This is a genomic window from Patescibacteria group bacterium (assembly GCA_023380635.1).
Classification (GTDB): Bacteria; Patescibacteriota; Microgenomatia; order JAMCZE01; family JAMCZE01; genus JAMCRP01.
This window is the reverse complement of the sequence record JAMCRP010000001.1, coordinates 200769-217254: the sequence shown is the minus strand read 5'-3', so window position 1 is coordinate 217254 and position 16486 is coordinate 200769. Positions and strand designations below refer to the sequence as shown.

Sequence of the window (16486 nt, the reverse complement as noted above, 5' to 3'; positions counted from 1 at the left end):
TCCCGAAAGAGAGTTTATCTCGAAAAGGGTGCGAGAAGAGTTAATGGGAACGACTACTATCTTAGATGTCGGCTGCAGTGATGGGAGAGAGTCCTTTTTAAGGGACGTACGGTTTTTGGGAAGAATTACGGGAGTTGAAGCGTATATTCCAGCCGCAAAGAAGGCACTTGAATCTAAAGCGTATCACAAAGTTATTGTTGGGGATATTTCTAAATTGTGGAAGAAATTTAAAGATAATTCCTTCGATGCTGTAGTTTCTTTTGATGTTATCGAGCATTTAGATAAAACGCAAGGCTGGGAATTGATTAAACAAGCACAGCGAATCGCTCGCAGAAAAGTAATTATTCTTACGCCTAACGGGTATATCTCTCAAGACGACAAACATACAGAAATAAACCCATGGAATAAACACCGTTCGGGGTGGTTTGCTAAAGATTTTAACGCTGCCGGATTTGCATGCATTGGTGCTGGCGGCCTTAAGTTCCTTCGTCGAGAAGAGGGTTACATCCGTTTTTCACCCAAAACAATTTGGCTCGTGGTCGCCAACGTCTCCCAGTTCTTTTTTTCAAGAATGCCTGCCTTAAGCTTTCATTTGCTTGCGGTTAAATCAACACTATGATTGCCTCTAGGATAAAAAAGACCTTGATTCTCTCTGCGTGGGCTCCGCCGCAAAGAAAAGGTGGCCCCTTAATGCTATATAATCTTTTTAAGACATTCCCACAAGGATCATATTGTTTTTTAACTAACGGATCGGGATTTGTAGACATTAATTCTTCCGATGAGAAATGGCTTCCGGCAAAATACTATTATTACCTTCCAATTCCCGAACAAAAAAAGCTCGGAACCAAGCAATTTACTTTAAAATATACTCTTGTAGCAAAAATAAAGAGATTTACGAACAAGCAATTAAACATAATATGGGAAACAACATTAATAGTAATAACTGGCATTAGACTGATTAAATCCGAGAATATAGAACTGCTTGTTGGTACCGCCAACGGGGAACAACTAATGGCAACATTCATTTTGCATTTTTTAACCAGGAAGCCTTACCTAATCCTGATATTTGACCTTTGGCGAGGGAACTCCCGATCATTACTTGATTCTGTTCTCGCATGGGCGCTTGAAGGCATGATCTTTAAAAGTGCTAGACATGTAATTGTAAACAATAAACCTACGCGCGACCACTTCAAAAAAAGATACGGAATTAACTCAAAGTTAATTTATAACTCGGTAGAAGTTGATAGAGCTGTTCAAGCAAATAATAGAGAAAAGATAAAACACAATTCAACAATTGTGTTTGTGGGATCAATTTATTGGGCTCAAGTTCAAGGAATAATTGATCTTCTTGATGCCATAAATATCTTAAAAATATTACACGTTAAAGTAGCAATTATTTCTCCGAATTGTAAAGACGACTTAAATCGGTTAGGCATCACTTTATCAATGAATGTAACCTTTAACGAAGTAGCACCATCTCATGTCCAGGAAACTATCCGATCGTCTGGTATTGCTTTTGTTCCCATGTCATTCGGGTCAAAAAATATAGATATAATAAGAACAGCTACTCCTGCAAAATATACAGAATACTTAGCTTCTGGAGTACCAATTCTTGTATATGCACCAAAATACTCGGCGGTTGTTTCTTACGCTAAAGAAACGGGGACCGCGTTAACTGTCACCGAGCAAAATTCGGCTGAGCTGGCAAAAGCAATCAAAACTCTTCTCACAAATAAAAAAATACGCCGTGCTTTGTTATCGAAGGCTAAAGACACATTTCTGGCGAACCATAACGCCAAAATGAATTCTCTCAAATTTCTTAAAATAGTTAGAGAGCTATAAATTTAAATTTTTTTAATGATTATGACAAAAAAGAGGATTCTAGTGCTGGGCGCAACGGGGAAAATTGGTCGCCTTCTCTTTCTCGGCTTATCTAGCACTAAAGGTTATGAAGTTTGGGGAACCTCGAGAAGCTCGATTAAGACAAAACAGATATTCAACGCTAAAGAGCGTGAGCACATACTTGATGAATTAAACGCATGGAACATCAAAAAGTTTGAAAATATAATTTATCAACTACGACCACAAGAAGTGATTAACTGCATTGGAATAATTAAACAATTACCAGAATGCCAAGTGCCTGAACAAGCCATTTATGTTAATGCGCTTTTCCCACATCTGTTATCAGGTATTTGTAAAAAGAATAATGCTAGATTAATTCATCTAAGCACAGACTGCGTATTTAGCGGACGGAAGGGAAATTATGACGATAATGATACTCCAGATGCATTAGATATGTATGGTAAAACAAAAGGGCTGGGCGAAGTCGCTAATTCGCATTCTTTGACAATCAGATCTTCATATATCGGCCATGAACTAGGAACTAAATACGAACTATTGGAATGGTTTCTGTCACAGCGGGTTACAGTTAAAGGATTTCGAAGAGCTATTTATAGTGGATTGACATTAATCGAACTTACCAAAGTTTTTAGTAAATATATAATTCCAAATGACGAGCTTACAGGCATTTATAATATTTCGTCAAAACCAATTTCTAAATTTGATCTCTTGCAATTAATAGCAAAAAGATATAATAAATCTACTAGAATTGAGATCGATGATAATTTTATCTGTGATAGATCATTAAATTCAGACAAGTTCAGAAAATTAAGCAAATATATTCCTCCGGATTGGCCCAAAATGATCGAGGATATGTATGTCCAAAATATTAACTTGCTTAAAAAGAAATCAATATCAGCATGATTCTTTTTGAAAATAAAACTATTGTAATTACAGGTGGAACTGGATCATTGGGGAAGGTTTTGACTAAACGTTTACTTACTGGAAATCACGGCCGTCCAAAAAAAATTATAATCTTTTCAAGAGATGAGGCCAAACAATATTATATGCGTCTGGAATACCTCAAGAAAAGGAACGCGACCGAAGAAATTATCTACGATGACTATCAGAGAATCCTCGATTTCCGCATTGGAGATATAAGAGATTATCATTCTGTCCGATCTGTATTACGAGATGCCGACATTGTAATTAATGCAGCTGCTTTAAAACAAGTTCCTTCCTGCGAGTACTTTCCCTTTGAGGCCGTTCAGACTAACATCTTGGGTCCACAAAACATAATTCGCGCTATTGAGGAGGGTGGGCTGAAAATTAGTGCAGTAGTAGGAGTTTCAACAGATAAGGCTTGTCGCCCTGTCAACGTTATGGGTATGACAAAAGCTTTACAAGAAAGGTTATTCATTACTGCAAATCTAAATTTGCCTTATACAAGGTTCATTTGTGTGCGCTATGGGAATGTCCTTGCTTCCCGGGGTTCGGTAATCCCTCTTTTTCATGATCAGATTAAGAATGGGGGGCCAGTGACAGTTACCACTAAGGATATGACTCGATTTTTGCTCACTCTAGAAAAGGCAGTAGATACAATTCTTGCTGCTTTAGGCTCTGCCCTTCCTGGTGAAATATATATTCCGATCATTCCTTCTTCAAATATTAATAATGTAGCTAAGGCATTAATTGGTAATAAAAAGATTAGCATTTCTTATACTGGAATAAGACCCGGTGAGAAGATTTACGAGGAGCTTGTTTCAGAAGAAGAATCTCATCGTACTTATAAACGCGGAGATTATTACGTTATTAAACCAGTTCTTTCTCATTTTCCTAATCATCACAAAGACGGTCAACCAATTAAAAAATCCTATAGTTCTACTGACAATATTATGTCCCTGTCGAACACCCGAGAACTTCTCAGCAAAAATGATTTACTTCTTGATAAGGAATTAAAATATGAGGGCGAATTGTTAAGATGAAGATTTTAACTATTATTGGAACTAGGCCTGAAATTATTAAGCTAAGTGTATTAATGCCCCTTTTGGACCAATTGTGTGATCACAAAATCCTCCATACTGGGCAAAACTACACCGCGAACCTAAAAGATATTTTTTTTAAGGAATTAGGATTACGAGCTCCCGATTATTCTTTCGAATCACAATCAAGTAGTCCATTTAAGAGTATAGGCAAAATTATGGTTGGAGCAGAAAAAGTAATTAACTCATTCAGGCCTGACCGCATTGTGATTTTCGGAGATACTAATAGCGGTCTATCTGCAATAGTGGCTAAAAAGATGGGAATTCCAGTTTTTCACTTGGAAGCAGGTAACCGATGCTTTGATGACCGCGTACCTGAGGAGTCGAATAGAAGAATTATTGATACTTGCAGTGCTCTTCTCATGGCGAATACCGAGAGGGCTAGAGATCTTTTGATTCACGAAGGTTACCACGCGAGTCGCATATATGTGGTTGGTAATCCTATTAAAGAAGTTCTTGATCGCTATGCAGAGAAAATAAACTCAAGTCAAAAACTTGAAGAGTTGCAGGTAAAAGAAAAAAAATATTTTCTTGCTACTCTGCATAGAACTGAGAATACTAACGATTTAAAACGGCTCGCAAACTTTGTTTCAGCATTTAATTCGATCGTAAGAAGATACAGACTTCCGTTTGTTTGGAGTGTCCATCCTAGGACTAAGGATAAGTTGTCTAAATTAACATCCGGGATTAAACTCGATAAAGGTATTACGATTGTTGAGGCAATGGGTTTTTTTGACTTTGTTAAATTGGAAAAGAATGCTTACTGTGTCTTGAGTGATAGCGGAACCGAACCAGAGGAATGTACATTATTTGGTGTTCCTAACGTCGCATTACGTGATACAAACGAACGACCGGAAGCAATTGAGGCGGGAAGTAATATCCTTTCGGGAGCAAATGCGGATTCAGTATTACTTAGTGTCGAAACAGTATTAAGTCAAAGGGTTAACTGGACAATTCCAGAAGAGTACTTGGTTCCAAACTGGAGTAATAAAGTTGCTAAAGTTCTTTTAGGGTATCGGGAAAACATTCAGCAATTTTAACAGGACCTGATGAACAAAGGAAAACTTCTCTACATTTTGCCGGAATATTCCAGCAATTCATCATCTCATTATTATAACTTGTCCGAATTGCTTGAGAGAAACTCTAATATTGTCAAAATCGCCTTGTTTATCGAAAAAGGTGAAAACCCGGGTTTTTTAGAGCAAAAAGTAAAAATTTATAGACAGCAGCTTACTCTGCCGCCATTTGGTCTATTAGAAAGATTTTTTATTTTTCTCGGATTTCGATCACAAGGATATAGAACTGCCTATGTACATTATTCTTACTGGAGCGCGATTATTGCCAGTCTGATCTTTCGACCGACCGGTGGGAAAGTTTATTTTTGGCACTGTGAAACTTTTGAGAACTACCATGCTCATTTGACCAACGATTTTACTGGTTTAAGAAGACGGCTAACTGATCATTGGCCAATGCTATTGACTTTGCGGCTGGTAAACTATCTGGTCACCGGAACGGAAACAGTGGGTGATTTTTATGAAAAAACTTTTGGAGTTCCTCACGATAAGATAAAAATTTTGCCGAACTGGGTTAATTTGCAGCGTTTTATGACAATAAGTAAGACTGAACAAATAAGATTAAGACGAAAGCTAAAGTTTCTTCCCGAAGATAAGGTGGTTCTATTTGTTCATCGGCTGGTACCCAGAAAAGGAACAGGGTACCTGCCGGAATTAATACAAAATGTTATCTCCGAAGTGCCGGAGGCACGGTTTGTTATTATCGGCGGGGGACCTGATGAAAAAAAACTTAAGACGGAATTAGCCGGTCAAAAAAAGTCGGTTCGGGTTTTGGGGGCAATTCCCAATAAGGAAATCTCTAAGTACTTTTCCTTGGCGGATCTTTTAATCATGCCGTCACGACAGGAGGGCTTTCCCCGGGTTCTTCTGGAATCCATGGCCATGAAAGTGCCGTTTGTGGCTTTTAATGTCGGCGGAGTTCGGGATATACTGACACCAAAACAAAAAAAATATGTTGCCGAGCCGGGAGATCTGAAAACTTTTTCCAGTTTTGCCGTACAATTGTTAAAGAGTTTGCAAAGAAGGCAGGAACTTATTTATGAAGGAACAAAACAAGTCCAAAAGTACGATTTAGAAAAAGCGGCCAGCCTTTTTATCGGACTCTTTAAAGAATGAAGCTGCTGATTGTCTCTCCAATTTACTCTCCTGAGATTGGCGGGCCGGCAACATATAGCCGGGAACTTCTAAACCGTTTAATCCCCGAATTTGATGTTCGGGTAATCAGTTTTGGGGCCAAGTCTGTTTCCGACAACAGGGCGACGATTATTTCTAAATCCGGAAATACCCTGACAAGACAGCTGAATTTGTTTTTTGCCTGCTTGCGACAGGGACTTTGGGCGGATTTAATTTATATCCAGGAACCGGCAGTGGTTGGTTTGGTAGCCTTGACGGCCGGAAAAATTCTGGGGAAGAAAATAATTACCAAGTATGTTGGTGATCCCGCCTGGGAAGAGGGCCGGCGCCGGGGGAAAATTTTGGTAAGTTCGACTTTAGAGATGTTTTTACAGACCGAGCAGAAACATCAGGGTCTTTTGTATAAAATTACTAAACTGGTTTTGCGACGAAGCGACAAAGTCATCACTCCGGCTTTCTATCTGGCAAGATTACTGGAAAAGTACTATCAAGTCCCCGCTAAACAACTCCTGGTAATTCCCAATTCCGTAGAAATACTTTCTAGCCAACCTCAAAAAGTTGCCGAGCAGATTGTGGTGGTGGGTCGTCTGGCGCCATGGAAAAATGTTGACCTGATCATTGAAGCCGCTAATAAATTAGTCAAAAAAGAGGTAAAGTTCTCCCTGAAAATCGTCGGTGACGGGGAAGAAAGACAAAGACTGGAAAGTCTGGTTAAAAAATTTGGGCTGTCGGCGAGAATTTGTTTTCTAGGAGATGTTTTGCCGGATCAAAGCCATGAGGTGATAGACAAATCTGAGATCTTAGTCCTTTTTTCAGATTATGAAGGGTTGCCGCATGTGGCATTGGAGTCTTTTGCCTCTAAAACCGTGGTCGTGGCTTCTAATATTGCCGGCACAAGTGAGGTTGTTAAAGATGGCGAAACCGGACTATTGGTGACGCCGAACAATACGGACGAACTAGCCCGGGTACTGGAGAAGATCTTGTCTGACACCCGCCAACGCCGGGAACTGGCCAATCACGCCCTGGCCCTGACAAAGAGAAGCTATACATGGGATAATAATCTGACAAAATTGAAGAAATTGTTATATGAAGTGGCTGCGGAGTAATTATTTTTTGGTTTTATTGCTGGCGGCAGTTTTACTTAAAAGCCTGCTTTGGATAAATCTGGTGCCGATTTTTCAGACCCCGGATGAACAGGCACATTTTGCTCAGTTGCAGTGGTACGCGGAAAAGAAGACCACTCAAATCGATCCGGTAAATAATCTTTCGTTAGAGGAAGCGACTGCCGAAGATATTCTGGGGACGCGCCGGGATGAGCGGGGAAATAATAAGTATACCTACCATCCGGAATATAAAAACAATTCTCCCGTTCCGGTTATGCCTATCGTGGCCAGGACTACTTATGTCGGTCAGGAAGCTGCCGTCTATCCACCGCTTTATTATGACCTTTCGGTGCCTTTTTATAACGCTGTCTATTCTCAAAATCTTGTCAACCGGGTAATGGCCGCCAGAATCCTACCGGTAATTTTAAATTTGCTTTTGGCGGCAGTCGCTTTCAAAATCGGAAAACTGATCTGGGAAGATAATCTTTTCGCTTTTTCCCTGGGAATAATAGTCTCCTTTCAGCCGATGATTTCCTATGTTTCAGCCGGCATCCATCCAGATAATCTGCTTAATCTTTTATATTCTCTGGGAATACTGATTTTGCTTTTTGCCTTAAAGAAGGGGTTTTCCTGGAAACTGGCAGTGGTATCAGCCGCCACCTTGTTCTTGGGAATGCAGACGAAACAGTTTATGATTTTTTTCCTGCCCGTTGCGGTGGCGGTTTTTGTCTATCTCTTTTTCAAAAGAAAGCTTTTGGGAATCATATTGGCGGCGGGAGTCCTGCTTTCGCCGATTGCGGCTTTTCTTTTGCGTATACCAATCCCTTACATGCCCGGGGTTGGTCCCGCCGGAGCAATTAGCTTTTTGGATTATTTGCATTTCCGAGTTGGAAAACTGGCGTTTGAAATGTGGCCGTGGTATTGGGGAGTTTTCAAATGGCTGGGAGTTACCTTGCCGCCGATGGTTATGAAAATAATCACCCGGGTGGCAGTTCTGGCCGCACTTGGATTAGTGATAAAAATATTGTTAGCAGCTAAAAACTGGAAAATTACTTTTGAGTTAAAGGCGTTAATTTTTTTTCTTCTTTCTTCCGCCTTCTATCTTATTTATCTGGTCTTTTGGGACTGGCGGCTGATGCAGTCAACCGGATTCTCCCTGGGGCTTCAGGGAAGATATCTTTTTCCCAATATCATTCCCCAGATGGCCCTCCTTTTGGCAGGTATCACAGCTCTTTTCGGGCGCTGGAAAAAAATTGGGGCAATTCTTTCGGCCACAGCCATGGTGGCTTTAAATGTTATTGCAATGCAGTTAGTCTTTAATATTTATCACTAATAAAATGAGGGAAGACCTTTATCCGGAGATGTACCGCCAGGAGAAAACTTACTGGTGGCATGTCGCCAAAAGGCAACTAGTTAAAAGGTTTTTGCAAGGGAAAAAGATTCTGGATGTCGGCTGCGGGACCGGGTCAATGCTATCAGAACTGAAAGAATCCGGGTATGACGCGTATGGGCTGGACGGTTCAAGAGAGGCTTTGGTGTTTTGCCGAAAGCGGGGACTGGAAAAAGTTAAAGCCGCGGACTTTGAAAAACCCCTGCCCTATCCTGCGGGAACTTTTGATACTGTCTTATGTTTGGATGTTTTGGAACATGTGGAGCATGACGACAAGTTGCTTTCCGGCATATACGAACTCCTGCAAGACGGCGGCAGATTAATTCTCACTGTCCCGGCCTATCAGTTTTTGTGGACCTATTGGGACGAAATGCTTGGCCACAAACGCCGCTACACTCTGGGGCAGGCGCGAAAGCTCGTGGCTAACAGTGGTCTGCGGGTGGAAAAGGCAACCTATTTTTTTTGTCCCCATTCCCCGGCTTTTATTATCCGTTTAATTAAAAGCCGGCTGGGCGGCCGCCAGGAGTCGGATTTTGTGGAGCTGCCGCCGGCAGTTAATAATTTTCTTCTCTTTGCCGCGGCTGTCGAAAGGTTTCTCCTGCGTTTTATCAACATGCCGTTTGGAGTGTCGATATTAATCGTGGCCAAAAAGTGAAGACTAAAATTTTTTTGCTGACTATTTTGGTTTTGGCGGTTTTCATGCGCTTCTATCATTTGCCGCAGCTTTTGCATTGGACAATGGATGAAGAATATTGGAGTTACATCCCGCTTAACATTGCCACCGGTTATCATTTTCCCCTGATCGGCGGCAGTATGGCCGACACCGGGATTTACACCACGCCCTGGTTTGTCTATTTAATGGCGATCGTGGCTTTTATCGGCCGGGGGGATCCAGTGGTTTTTGGAATTTTTGTTTCATCTTTGGGAGCGATTACAGCTCTATTGGTATATTTCCTGGGCAAAAAAATGTTTGGCGAACGGGCGGCTTTTTTTGCCGCCATATTATATTCCGGCTCGATGCTGATGAGCCTGTGGGACCGGCATTATTGGAATGCCTCGCTTACCCCAATTTTAAGTTTACTAGTGTTCTATTTCGTCTATAAACGAAAATTAATACTCCTGGCACTAACTTTGGCCTTAGCCGTCAGCGCTCACGGAACAGGGATGTCGCTTTTCTTATTTGCGGTTTTGGCCTTGGTAATGGGCTACCAAAAATTGAATATTAAAACTACGGTTTTGGCGGCAATAATTTTTCTCCTGTCTTTTTCTCCGGTTTTTCTTTTTGAAGCCCGGCACAATTTTTTGGAACTGCGAGCCTTGGCGACATACTTTACGGCCCCAAAAGCCAATACTCAAACTTTTCCTAATAGGACAGTAGCGGTAACGACAGAATTATTAAATACTTCCGGAAAGTTGTTTGCTTATCAGGATAACAATGATGTTAGTAGTCAGCTTACTTTGGGAGACAATACTCTGGACCGAGGACAGATGCAAATTGTTTCAGTATTGATGCTTTTCCTGGTGATAGTTTCGTTAAAATTGGCGAAGAAAGATCGGGCATACCAGCTGTTGTGGTTGCAAGTTGGGGCGACGGTTTTAGGATTGTTGATTTTCCGCAGCCCAATTTCCGGCTATTATTACACTCCGATAGCAATTCCTTTGTTTTTTCTTGCCGGGACCAGCTTTGATCGGATTTGGCAAAACAACCTCGGGAAAATGTTTGGTGTAGTCTTAATCGGGATTTTTCTCTGGCTTAATATGACAAAAATGCTGGCCGCCTATCACAGCGAATCCTATCCGGAAAAGTTGCAGGCGGTGCAAAAAGCTATTCAGGTCGTGGGTAATCAGCCGTTTTCTTTTGATGTTACCTGTCTGGGCCATTGTCAACCGTATGGTTTTCGCTATCTTTTTACCTATTTGGGCCATGAGCCGGTAAAATCTTATATGGACTTATATTTATCCTGGCTGTACACTGATCGATTACCGAAATCTGCACCTTTTTATGAGGTTAATTTCATAATTAAAGATGGGAAAATTGATCTTAAAGCAAATAAAACCTAACTGGTTTTTTCTGACTCTGGTTGTCATTTATTTGATAACACGAGCTTGGGGACTGGTTTCCTGGCCGCTTTTTACCGATGAGGTTTATTATCTTCGTTTGGTTCGGGAAGGGATAAGTAACCCGCTCTGGATTTCTTTTGCTGACGGGAAAGAACCGCTGTTTTTCTGGCTGCTGACTGCCCTTTCCAGATTACCCGACCCGATTCTGGCCGGAAGAGTTATGTCGCTTCTGGCGGGACTGGGGACAGCAACGCTGGTCTATTTTTTAGGAAAAGAATTGTTTGATCAGAGGACCGGTCAAATCGCGATGCTATTTTATGTCTTTTCACCGTTTGCCCTGGTTTATAACCGACTCAGCCTTCTGGACGGGCTTCTGGTTTTTCTTTTGACCGGATTTCTTTTTGGTTTAGTAAAGGCATCAAGGCTAAAGAGTCTTCGGTGGGTGCTGATATCCGGTGTTTTTTACGGGCTGGCCCTGGTCACCAAGACGATTGCCCAGATGTTTGTTTTTTTGGTGCCGCTGACAATGCTGATAATTAAAAAGAATAAATTACTATTGCTAGTTATTATCATTGCAGGAGCGATATATTTGCCAATTTTGTTTGCTCCCGGCTTTGCGGCCATTGCCGATAAAAACCAGACCTTTGTTTATTCGCCGTTTTTTGCCGCCAAACACATTCGGGAGGTACTCCTGACTAATTTAAAAATGAGTTTGAAAGATTGGCTGGCTGTTTATTTAGGGGTGCTGCCACTGGTTGGCGTTTTAATCGCCGGGGTTTATAACCTGGTTCACAAAAACAAATCGGCGGCATTTTTGGCGATAACTTTTTTTCTGCCACTGCTGGCTGAAGCTTTTTTGGCAAAGATTTTTTTCCCTCGGTATTTACTAATTTTATTGGTACCAGGGTTTCTGTTGGATGCTTATTTAATCGGTAGTCTAAAATTGGGAATGTTGCGTTTAGTGATCCTGGTTGCTTTTTTAATTCAGCCGTTAATTCTGTTTATGCAAATAGAGGTATCGCCGGCAACAGCGCCGCTACCGGCTGTGGAGCAGTGGCAATTCTTTACCGGTTGGCCTTCAGGGCTAAAAGCAGCAAAACAAATAGAAGCGATCAGGATTTTGGCAGCTGGTAAAAAAATTGTGGTTGCTACAGAAAACTATGGTGTCGGGGAATTTGTGCGCTATTATTTTTCTCATGACCCGGGAGTTAATATTAGAATAATTAACCCTGGCGGCGCTAAAATAGAGGCTGATTATGTGGCGGTTAACCAATAGACAGAATTTTTTTCAAAGTGCCGGTTTAAGCGCGGGGACGGTTTTTAACTCCCTCCTGGGGTTTGTTTTCTATATTCTGGTCGCCCGGATTTTGGGGCTTTCGGGCTTTGGTTATTTTTCCTATCTGCTTGGCCTGGGGCTCCTGGCTTCAGAACTGGGAGATCTGGGGCTGGGCAGCGCTTTAGTAAAGTTCGGGGCGCAGGAGCGGTTTCCGGCTATTTTTTCCCTGGCAACGCTTCAGAGAATTGCCGTCGGAGTAATTATTACAGCGGTCTTTTTTGTTGCTTCAATAGTTTTGGGAGATCATCTGCAAATTTACGGCGCGGCCGTCGGTGTCTCGCTCCTTTTTGTCAGTTTGGTTACCCAGAGTTTTTTGGCCAGACAGAAATATATGAGCTATGTCTTTGTCAACATTTTTGGCAATACCATCCGATTGGCGTTGACCTATTATCTGGTTGTTTTAGGGTTATTGAAGACAGTGTCAGCCCTGACAGTTTTTAGTCTGGCAAACGCTGCCGCTTTTATTATGGGGATAGCTATACTGTGGATAAACTTTCGCTGGCAGCTGCTAGACTTTACGAGTGCCCGCCGAATCCTTAGAGAAGTTGTTAATTATTGCCGCTGGTTGGCGTTGTCTTATGGTATCGCCTCGCTAACCGCAAAGATTGATATCCCCATACTTTATCTTTTGGGCGGAGCTGCCGTGACGGGTATTTACAGTTCGGCCCAAAAACTCCTTTCGGTTTTCGCCCAGGTGGCCGCGGCTCTGGAGGGAGTTTTTTCACCAAAACTTTCGACAATTTCCCAACAGACGAAGGCTTTTAGGGATTATATTCTGATATCTTTTCTGGCCAGTTTGGGAATGTTGGCAACGATTATTGTTTCCGGAATCGTTATTCCGCTGGTTTTTGGCAATAAATATCTGGAAGCAATTCCGGCCTTTAATTGGATGCTGGTCGGCATGGTTTTTTTCTTTCTTTCCGGGCCTTTCACTGCAGTGGTCTTGTACCAGAAAGGAAAATCGGTTTGGCATCTGACCGGTTCGGCGATGCAGCTGATTGTGAGTATCGCACTTTATTTCGGGCTAATACCCCGATTTGGAATTTGGGGAGCGGTAACAGCTTACATTTTGGGGCAGATTTTTAACTTTTCCTATTATTTAGTTGTTTGGCAATATGTCCGTCACCGTTCATAGCCTGGTTCGAAACGAAGACCAATTCGTGGGATTTGCTCTTCAATCGGTGCTTCCTTTAGTTGATAAGATACTTTTGTATGATACCGGTTCCACAGATAAGACAAAGGACATTATAAATAGTATCCACGATAAAAAAATTTTTTTCGAAGAAAAAGGTCCGGTTTCGCCGGAAAAGTTGGTCTCGTTTCGTCAGGAAATGATCGACCGGACAAAAACCGACTTTTTTATGCTTTTGGACGGCGACGAAGTTTGGTCTAGTACCAATATTAAAAAGTTTCTTCATGACCTGGAAACAATGCCTAAGGAAAAGATTGCCGTTTATTGTCGGAGCCGCAATGCGGTTGGTGACATCTATCACTATCTTCCGGAAAACGCGGGCAAATATCAATTTCAGGGGAGAAGGGGAAATTTTAATATGCGGGGTTTCCGAAACATTCCCGGCCTGACTGTTGGGGGAGTTTATCCCTTAGAGATGTATGAATATCAAGGGAAATCTCTAAATGGTTGGGACGAGAAATTGCAGTTTTCTGACAGTTGGTATCTGCACGCTACTCATTTGAAACGATCCTCAAGTAATCTGAAAGTGGCCGGGATTCGTTCTCAAAAGTTGGAAAAAGGATTGGTTTTTCAATCGCAAGAATTGCCCGAGGTATTTGCAGAATTAGATTTCCCAAGAAGATCGGTACTGTATGAAGTCGCTGCGAGTATAGTTACTCCTGCCAAAAATATTAAGAGGAGTTTCCGAATATGAAAATCTGGTCGGACAAAAAGTATTACGAGAGAATCGCCCGGAGAGAAAAGTTTGATCACCCCGGTTTTCTCAGGGCGGTCGAGTATTGTAAAGACGCTAAAGCAATCCTTGATGTCGGTTGCGGCGACGGCAGTAAGCTCAAAAAATTAGGCGGGAAAACAACCAAGCGTAAGGGCTGCGATGTCAGTGATTTGGCCGAAAAGTTTGGTTTTGATAAGTTTGACGGAATAAAACTGCCATATAAAGACAACTGTTTCGACCGGGTAGTCAGTTTTTTTGTTTTGGAGCACACGGAAAAACCAAAAGAGTTGTTGGCGGAAATGGTCAGGGTTCTCCGGCCCGGTGGATTATTAATAATTCTTGCGCCGAACTACGGCGCACCGAATCGCGCCTCGCCAAATTTTAAGGGATCGCGAATATTGAAACTATTATTTAACCGAAGCTGGAACCGGGTTCAGCCGCAAACTGACACCGTGGACACCTTTGAAAGTGATTTTGACACGACGTTAGAACCATATCTGGGAGATGTGGCTCGCTTTTTACGGGATAAAAAACTTAAAATAGTTGAAGCCGACTCTTTTTGGGAGATGGAACTCCCAAATGCTAAACCATGGCAGAAGGTTTTCCGAATATTTAAATATTGGGGACCGCACCTGTTTGTCGTGGCAGAAAAACCCTTCGACGGGGCTCAAGGTAAACTATGAAAATAGCATTTTTAAATCTTTACAGCGGAATTAATAATCGGGGAGCGGAAAGCTTTACAGAAGAACTGGCCCGCCGCCTGGACGGGAAATATGAAGTCAGATTTTTTTCAGGCAGAGATACGACCGTAAAAATTACTCAGCCGGAACACCAGCAGCCAAATAATTTCTTTTTAATGCTACGCAAGAGACTGTTCCTGGATCCGGCAGCTATTTCTGTACTTCAGTTTACCAAGCAGATATTGCCGCAATTGCAAAAAGAAAAATACGATTGGATAATTCCCTTGAACGGTTTTTGGCAGGTCATTCTTTGTAAGTTTTTTCTAAGAAGCAAAATTCTTATTACCGGCCACTCGGGGCCATATTGGGATGAAAGGTGGAATTTGTGGCTGAAGCCGGATGTGTTTGTGGCCACGACAGAGCCGACTGCCCAGTGGGCTAAGAAAGTCAGTCCGTGGACAAGAGTGGAAACAATTCCCTATGGTATCGATTGCGAAACTTTTAGGAAAGCAAAACCCGTAAAGCTAGATCTGGAACGACCAATTATTCTTTGTCCGGCTGCCGCTGTACCTTACAAAAGAGTTGATTTAGCCATAAAAGCCGTCGCGAAAATGGAGAGAGGAAGTTTGTTGCATTTGGGCCAGGGAGAATTATTGGATGAAATTAAAGAAACAGGTGAGAAGCTGTTGGGAAAGAAGCGGTTTTTGAGTTTGGTTGTAGATTATAAGGATATACCGGGCTACTATGCCGCCGCAGATATTATCACTCTGCCATCGAGCCCTCAGGAGAATTCGCCGATGGTTTTTCTGGAAAGTTTGGCCGCGGGAAAAGTTTGCGTGGCGACCGATGCGCCCCGGCCACGCTGGATTTTAGGTGATGCCGGAATTTTTGTTGACCCGACGGACAGCGATCAGTATGCAAAGGCCCTGGAGTTTGCTGCAGGTAAAACGGTTGCTATGAGAGAAGCAGAAAGATTTTCCTGGCCGAAAATTATTTCAGAGTACGAAAGACTATTTTCATCCCCTCGGTAAAATTGGTTTTTGGCGACCAGCCAAGCAGTTTTGTTGATTTAGAGATATCTGCCAGAGTGTTCTGAGGCTCGACCACTTTTGGCCCATAGCTAACCTTGGATTTTGAGCCTGTCAGTTTAATAATTATTTCGGCCACTTCGTTAACAGAGTAATTCTTTCCGGCACCAACATTAAAAGTTTGGCCAAAACAATCGGGGTTTGTTGTGTTTGCGGCCAGAAGGTTGGCTTCGACAACATCACCAACATAGGTAAAGTCTCTGGTTTGTTTCCCGGTGCCATTAATTACGGGACTGTTGCCGTCTTTGAGCATCCGGAAGAATTTGGGAATAAGATTAGCGTAACCGCCATCTGGATTCTGACGGGGACCATAGACATTAAAATAACGCAAACTGATAGTTTCCAGGCCATAAAGCTCCCGGAACAAGCGGCAATAATGCTCGCCAACAAGCTTATGCAAGGCATAAGGTGAACTTGGGTTCGGGGTCATTGTTTCGACAAGCGGTAAACGGTCCTGGTCACCATAAACTGATGAGCTGGAGGAAAAGACAAACCGCTTTACATTAAACTTCCGACAGGTGAGCAAAAGATTAAAAGTGCCGTTGATATTAGTTTCGTGGGTATTGACGGGGTCATTTATGGAGAGCTGAACCCGCGGAATAGCAGCCAGGTGAAAAACTACCTCAAATTTCTCATTTTCGAAAATTTGATCCAGATTATCGCAAATGCTTCTCTTAATTATTTCAACTTTTTTTCCGGCGAGGTTTTCCGGTCTGCCCGTTGAGAAGTTATCAATAACTGTAACTTCATGACCGTCGGATAATAATCGGTCAACAAGATGACTGCCAATGAATCCTGCTCCTCCGGTGACTAAACAATTCATAGAATGCTAC

General features: G+C 42.2%; 16 protein-coding genes. 15 read left to right on the top strand and 1 reads right to left on the bottom strand.

The genetic code is table 11. The features are described 5' to 3' along the window. Positions 1–43 precede the first annotated feature (43 nt). Genes M1403_01270 through M1403_01200 form a run of 15 tightly spaced genes read left to right on the top strand, consistent with a single transcriptional unit; the run spans position 44 to position 15596 of the window. Positions 44–619, top strand: coding sequence for a class I SAM-dependent methyltransferase (locus M1403_01270; GenBank protein ID MCL4397637.1), 576 nt, complete (start codon positions 44–46; stop codon positions 617–619). Then, positions 616–1842 carry a glycosyltransferase gene (locus M1403_01265; GenBank protein MCL4397636.1) on the top strand — a complete coding sequence of 409 codons (1227 nt, stop codon included), beginning with the start codon at positions 616–618 and terminating at the stop codon, positions 1840–1842. Before M1403_01270 ends, M1403_01265 begins: the two co-directional genes overlap by 4 nt. Positions 1843–1857: 15 nt before the next feature. Next, positions 1858–2763: an SDR family oxidoreductase gene (locus M1403_01260; GenBank protein MCL4397635.1), complete on the top strand. Its 906-nt coding sequence runs from the start codon at positions 1858–1860 to the stop codon at positions 2761–2763. Beyond that, a complete protein-coding gene (locus tag M1403_01255; GenBank protein MCL4397634.1) occupies positions 2760–3824 on the top strand; it encodes a polysaccharide biosynthesis protein in 1065 nt (354 codons plus the stop codon). Before M1403_01260 ends, M1403_01255 begins: the two co-directional genes overlap by 4 nt. Further along, a complete protein-coding gene (wecB, locus tag M1403_01250; GenBank protein MCL4397633.1) occupies positions 3821–4921 on the top strand; it encodes a UDP-N-acetylglucosamine 2-epimerase (non-hydrolyzing) in 1101 nt (366 codons plus the stop codon). The genes M1403_01255 and wecB overlap by 4 nt, the downstream gene beginning before the upstream one ends. Before the next feature lie 9 nt (positions 4922–4930). Further along, the gene (locus M1403_01245; GenBank protein MCL4397632.1) at positions 4931–6070 is read left to right on the top strand and encodes a glycosyltransferase family 4 protein; all 1140 of its coding nucleotides are present in this window, start codon (positions 4931–4933) and stop codon (positions 6068–6070) included. Next, on the top strand, positions 6067–7194 hold the full coding sequence (locus M1403_01240; protein MCL4397631.1) for a glycosyltransferase family 4 protein: 1128 nt from the start codon (positions 6067–6069) through the stop codon (positions 7192–7194). Before M1403_01245 ends, M1403_01240 begins: the two co-directional genes overlap by 4 nt. Next, on the top strand, positions 7175–8524 hold the full coding sequence (locus M1403_01235; GenBank protein MCL4397630.1) for a DUF2142 domain-containing protein: 1350 nt from the start codon (positions 7175–7177) through the stop codon (positions 8522–8524). Before M1403_01240 ends, M1403_01235 begins: the two co-directional genes overlap by 20 nt. Before the next feature lie 4 nt (positions 8525–8528). Next, entirely contained in the window at positions 8529–9236 is a 708-nt protein-coding gene (locus tag M1403_01230; protein MCL4397629.1) for a class I SAM-dependent methyltransferase, read from the top strand. Then, positions 9233–10642, top strand: a complete 1410-nt coding sequence (locus tag M1403_01225; protein ID MCL4397628.1) for a glycosyltransferase family 39 protein — start codon at positions 9233–9235, stop codon at positions 10640–10642. The genes M1403_01230 and M1403_01225 overlap by 4 nt, the downstream gene beginning before the upstream one ends. After that, entirely contained in the window at positions 10608–11918 is a 1311-nt protein-coding gene (locus tag M1403_01220; protein MCL4397627.1) for a glycosyltransferase family 39 protein, read from the top strand. Before M1403_01225 ends, M1403_01220 begins: the two co-directional genes overlap by 35 nt. After that, positions 11899–13113, top strand: coding sequence for an oligosaccharide flippase family protein (locus M1403_01215; GenBank protein MCL4397626.1), 1215 nt, complete (start codon positions 11899–11901; stop codon positions 13111–13113). The genes M1403_01220 and M1403_01215 overlap by 20 nt, the downstream gene beginning before the upstream one ends. After that, positions 13094–13864 carry a glycosyltransferase gene (locus M1403_01210; GenBank protein MCL4397625.1) on the top strand — a complete coding sequence of 257 codons (771 nt, stop codon included), beginning with the start codon at positions 13094–13096 and terminating at the stop codon, positions 13862–13864. The genes M1403_01215 and M1403_01210 overlap by 20 nt, the downstream gene beginning before the upstream one ends. After that, positions 13861–14568 carry a class I SAM-dependent methyltransferase gene (locus M1403_01205; protein MCL4397624.1) on the top strand — a complete coding sequence of 236 codons (708 nt, stop codon included), beginning with the start codon at positions 13861–13863 and terminating at the stop codon, positions 14566–14568. The genes M1403_01210 and M1403_01205 overlap by 4 nt, the downstream gene beginning before the upstream one ends. Continuing rightward, positions 14565–15596, top strand: coding sequence for a glycosyltransferase family 4 protein (locus tag M1403_01200; protein ID MCL4397623.1), 1032 nt, complete (start codon positions 14565–14567; stop codon positions 15594–15596). Before M1403_01205 ends, M1403_01200 begins: the two co-directional genes overlap by 4 nt. On the opposite strand, the gene M1403_01195 is transcribed toward M1403_01200, so the two are convergent. Next, on the bottom strand, positions 15556–16476 hold the full coding sequence (locus M1403_01195) for an SDR family oxidoreductase (protein MCL4397622.1): 921 nt from the start codon (positions 16474–16476) through the stop codon (positions 15556–15558). The two genes, M1403_01200 and M1403_01195, sit on opposite strands and share 41 nt — an antisense overlap. Positions 16477–16486: the final 10 nt, after the last annotated feature.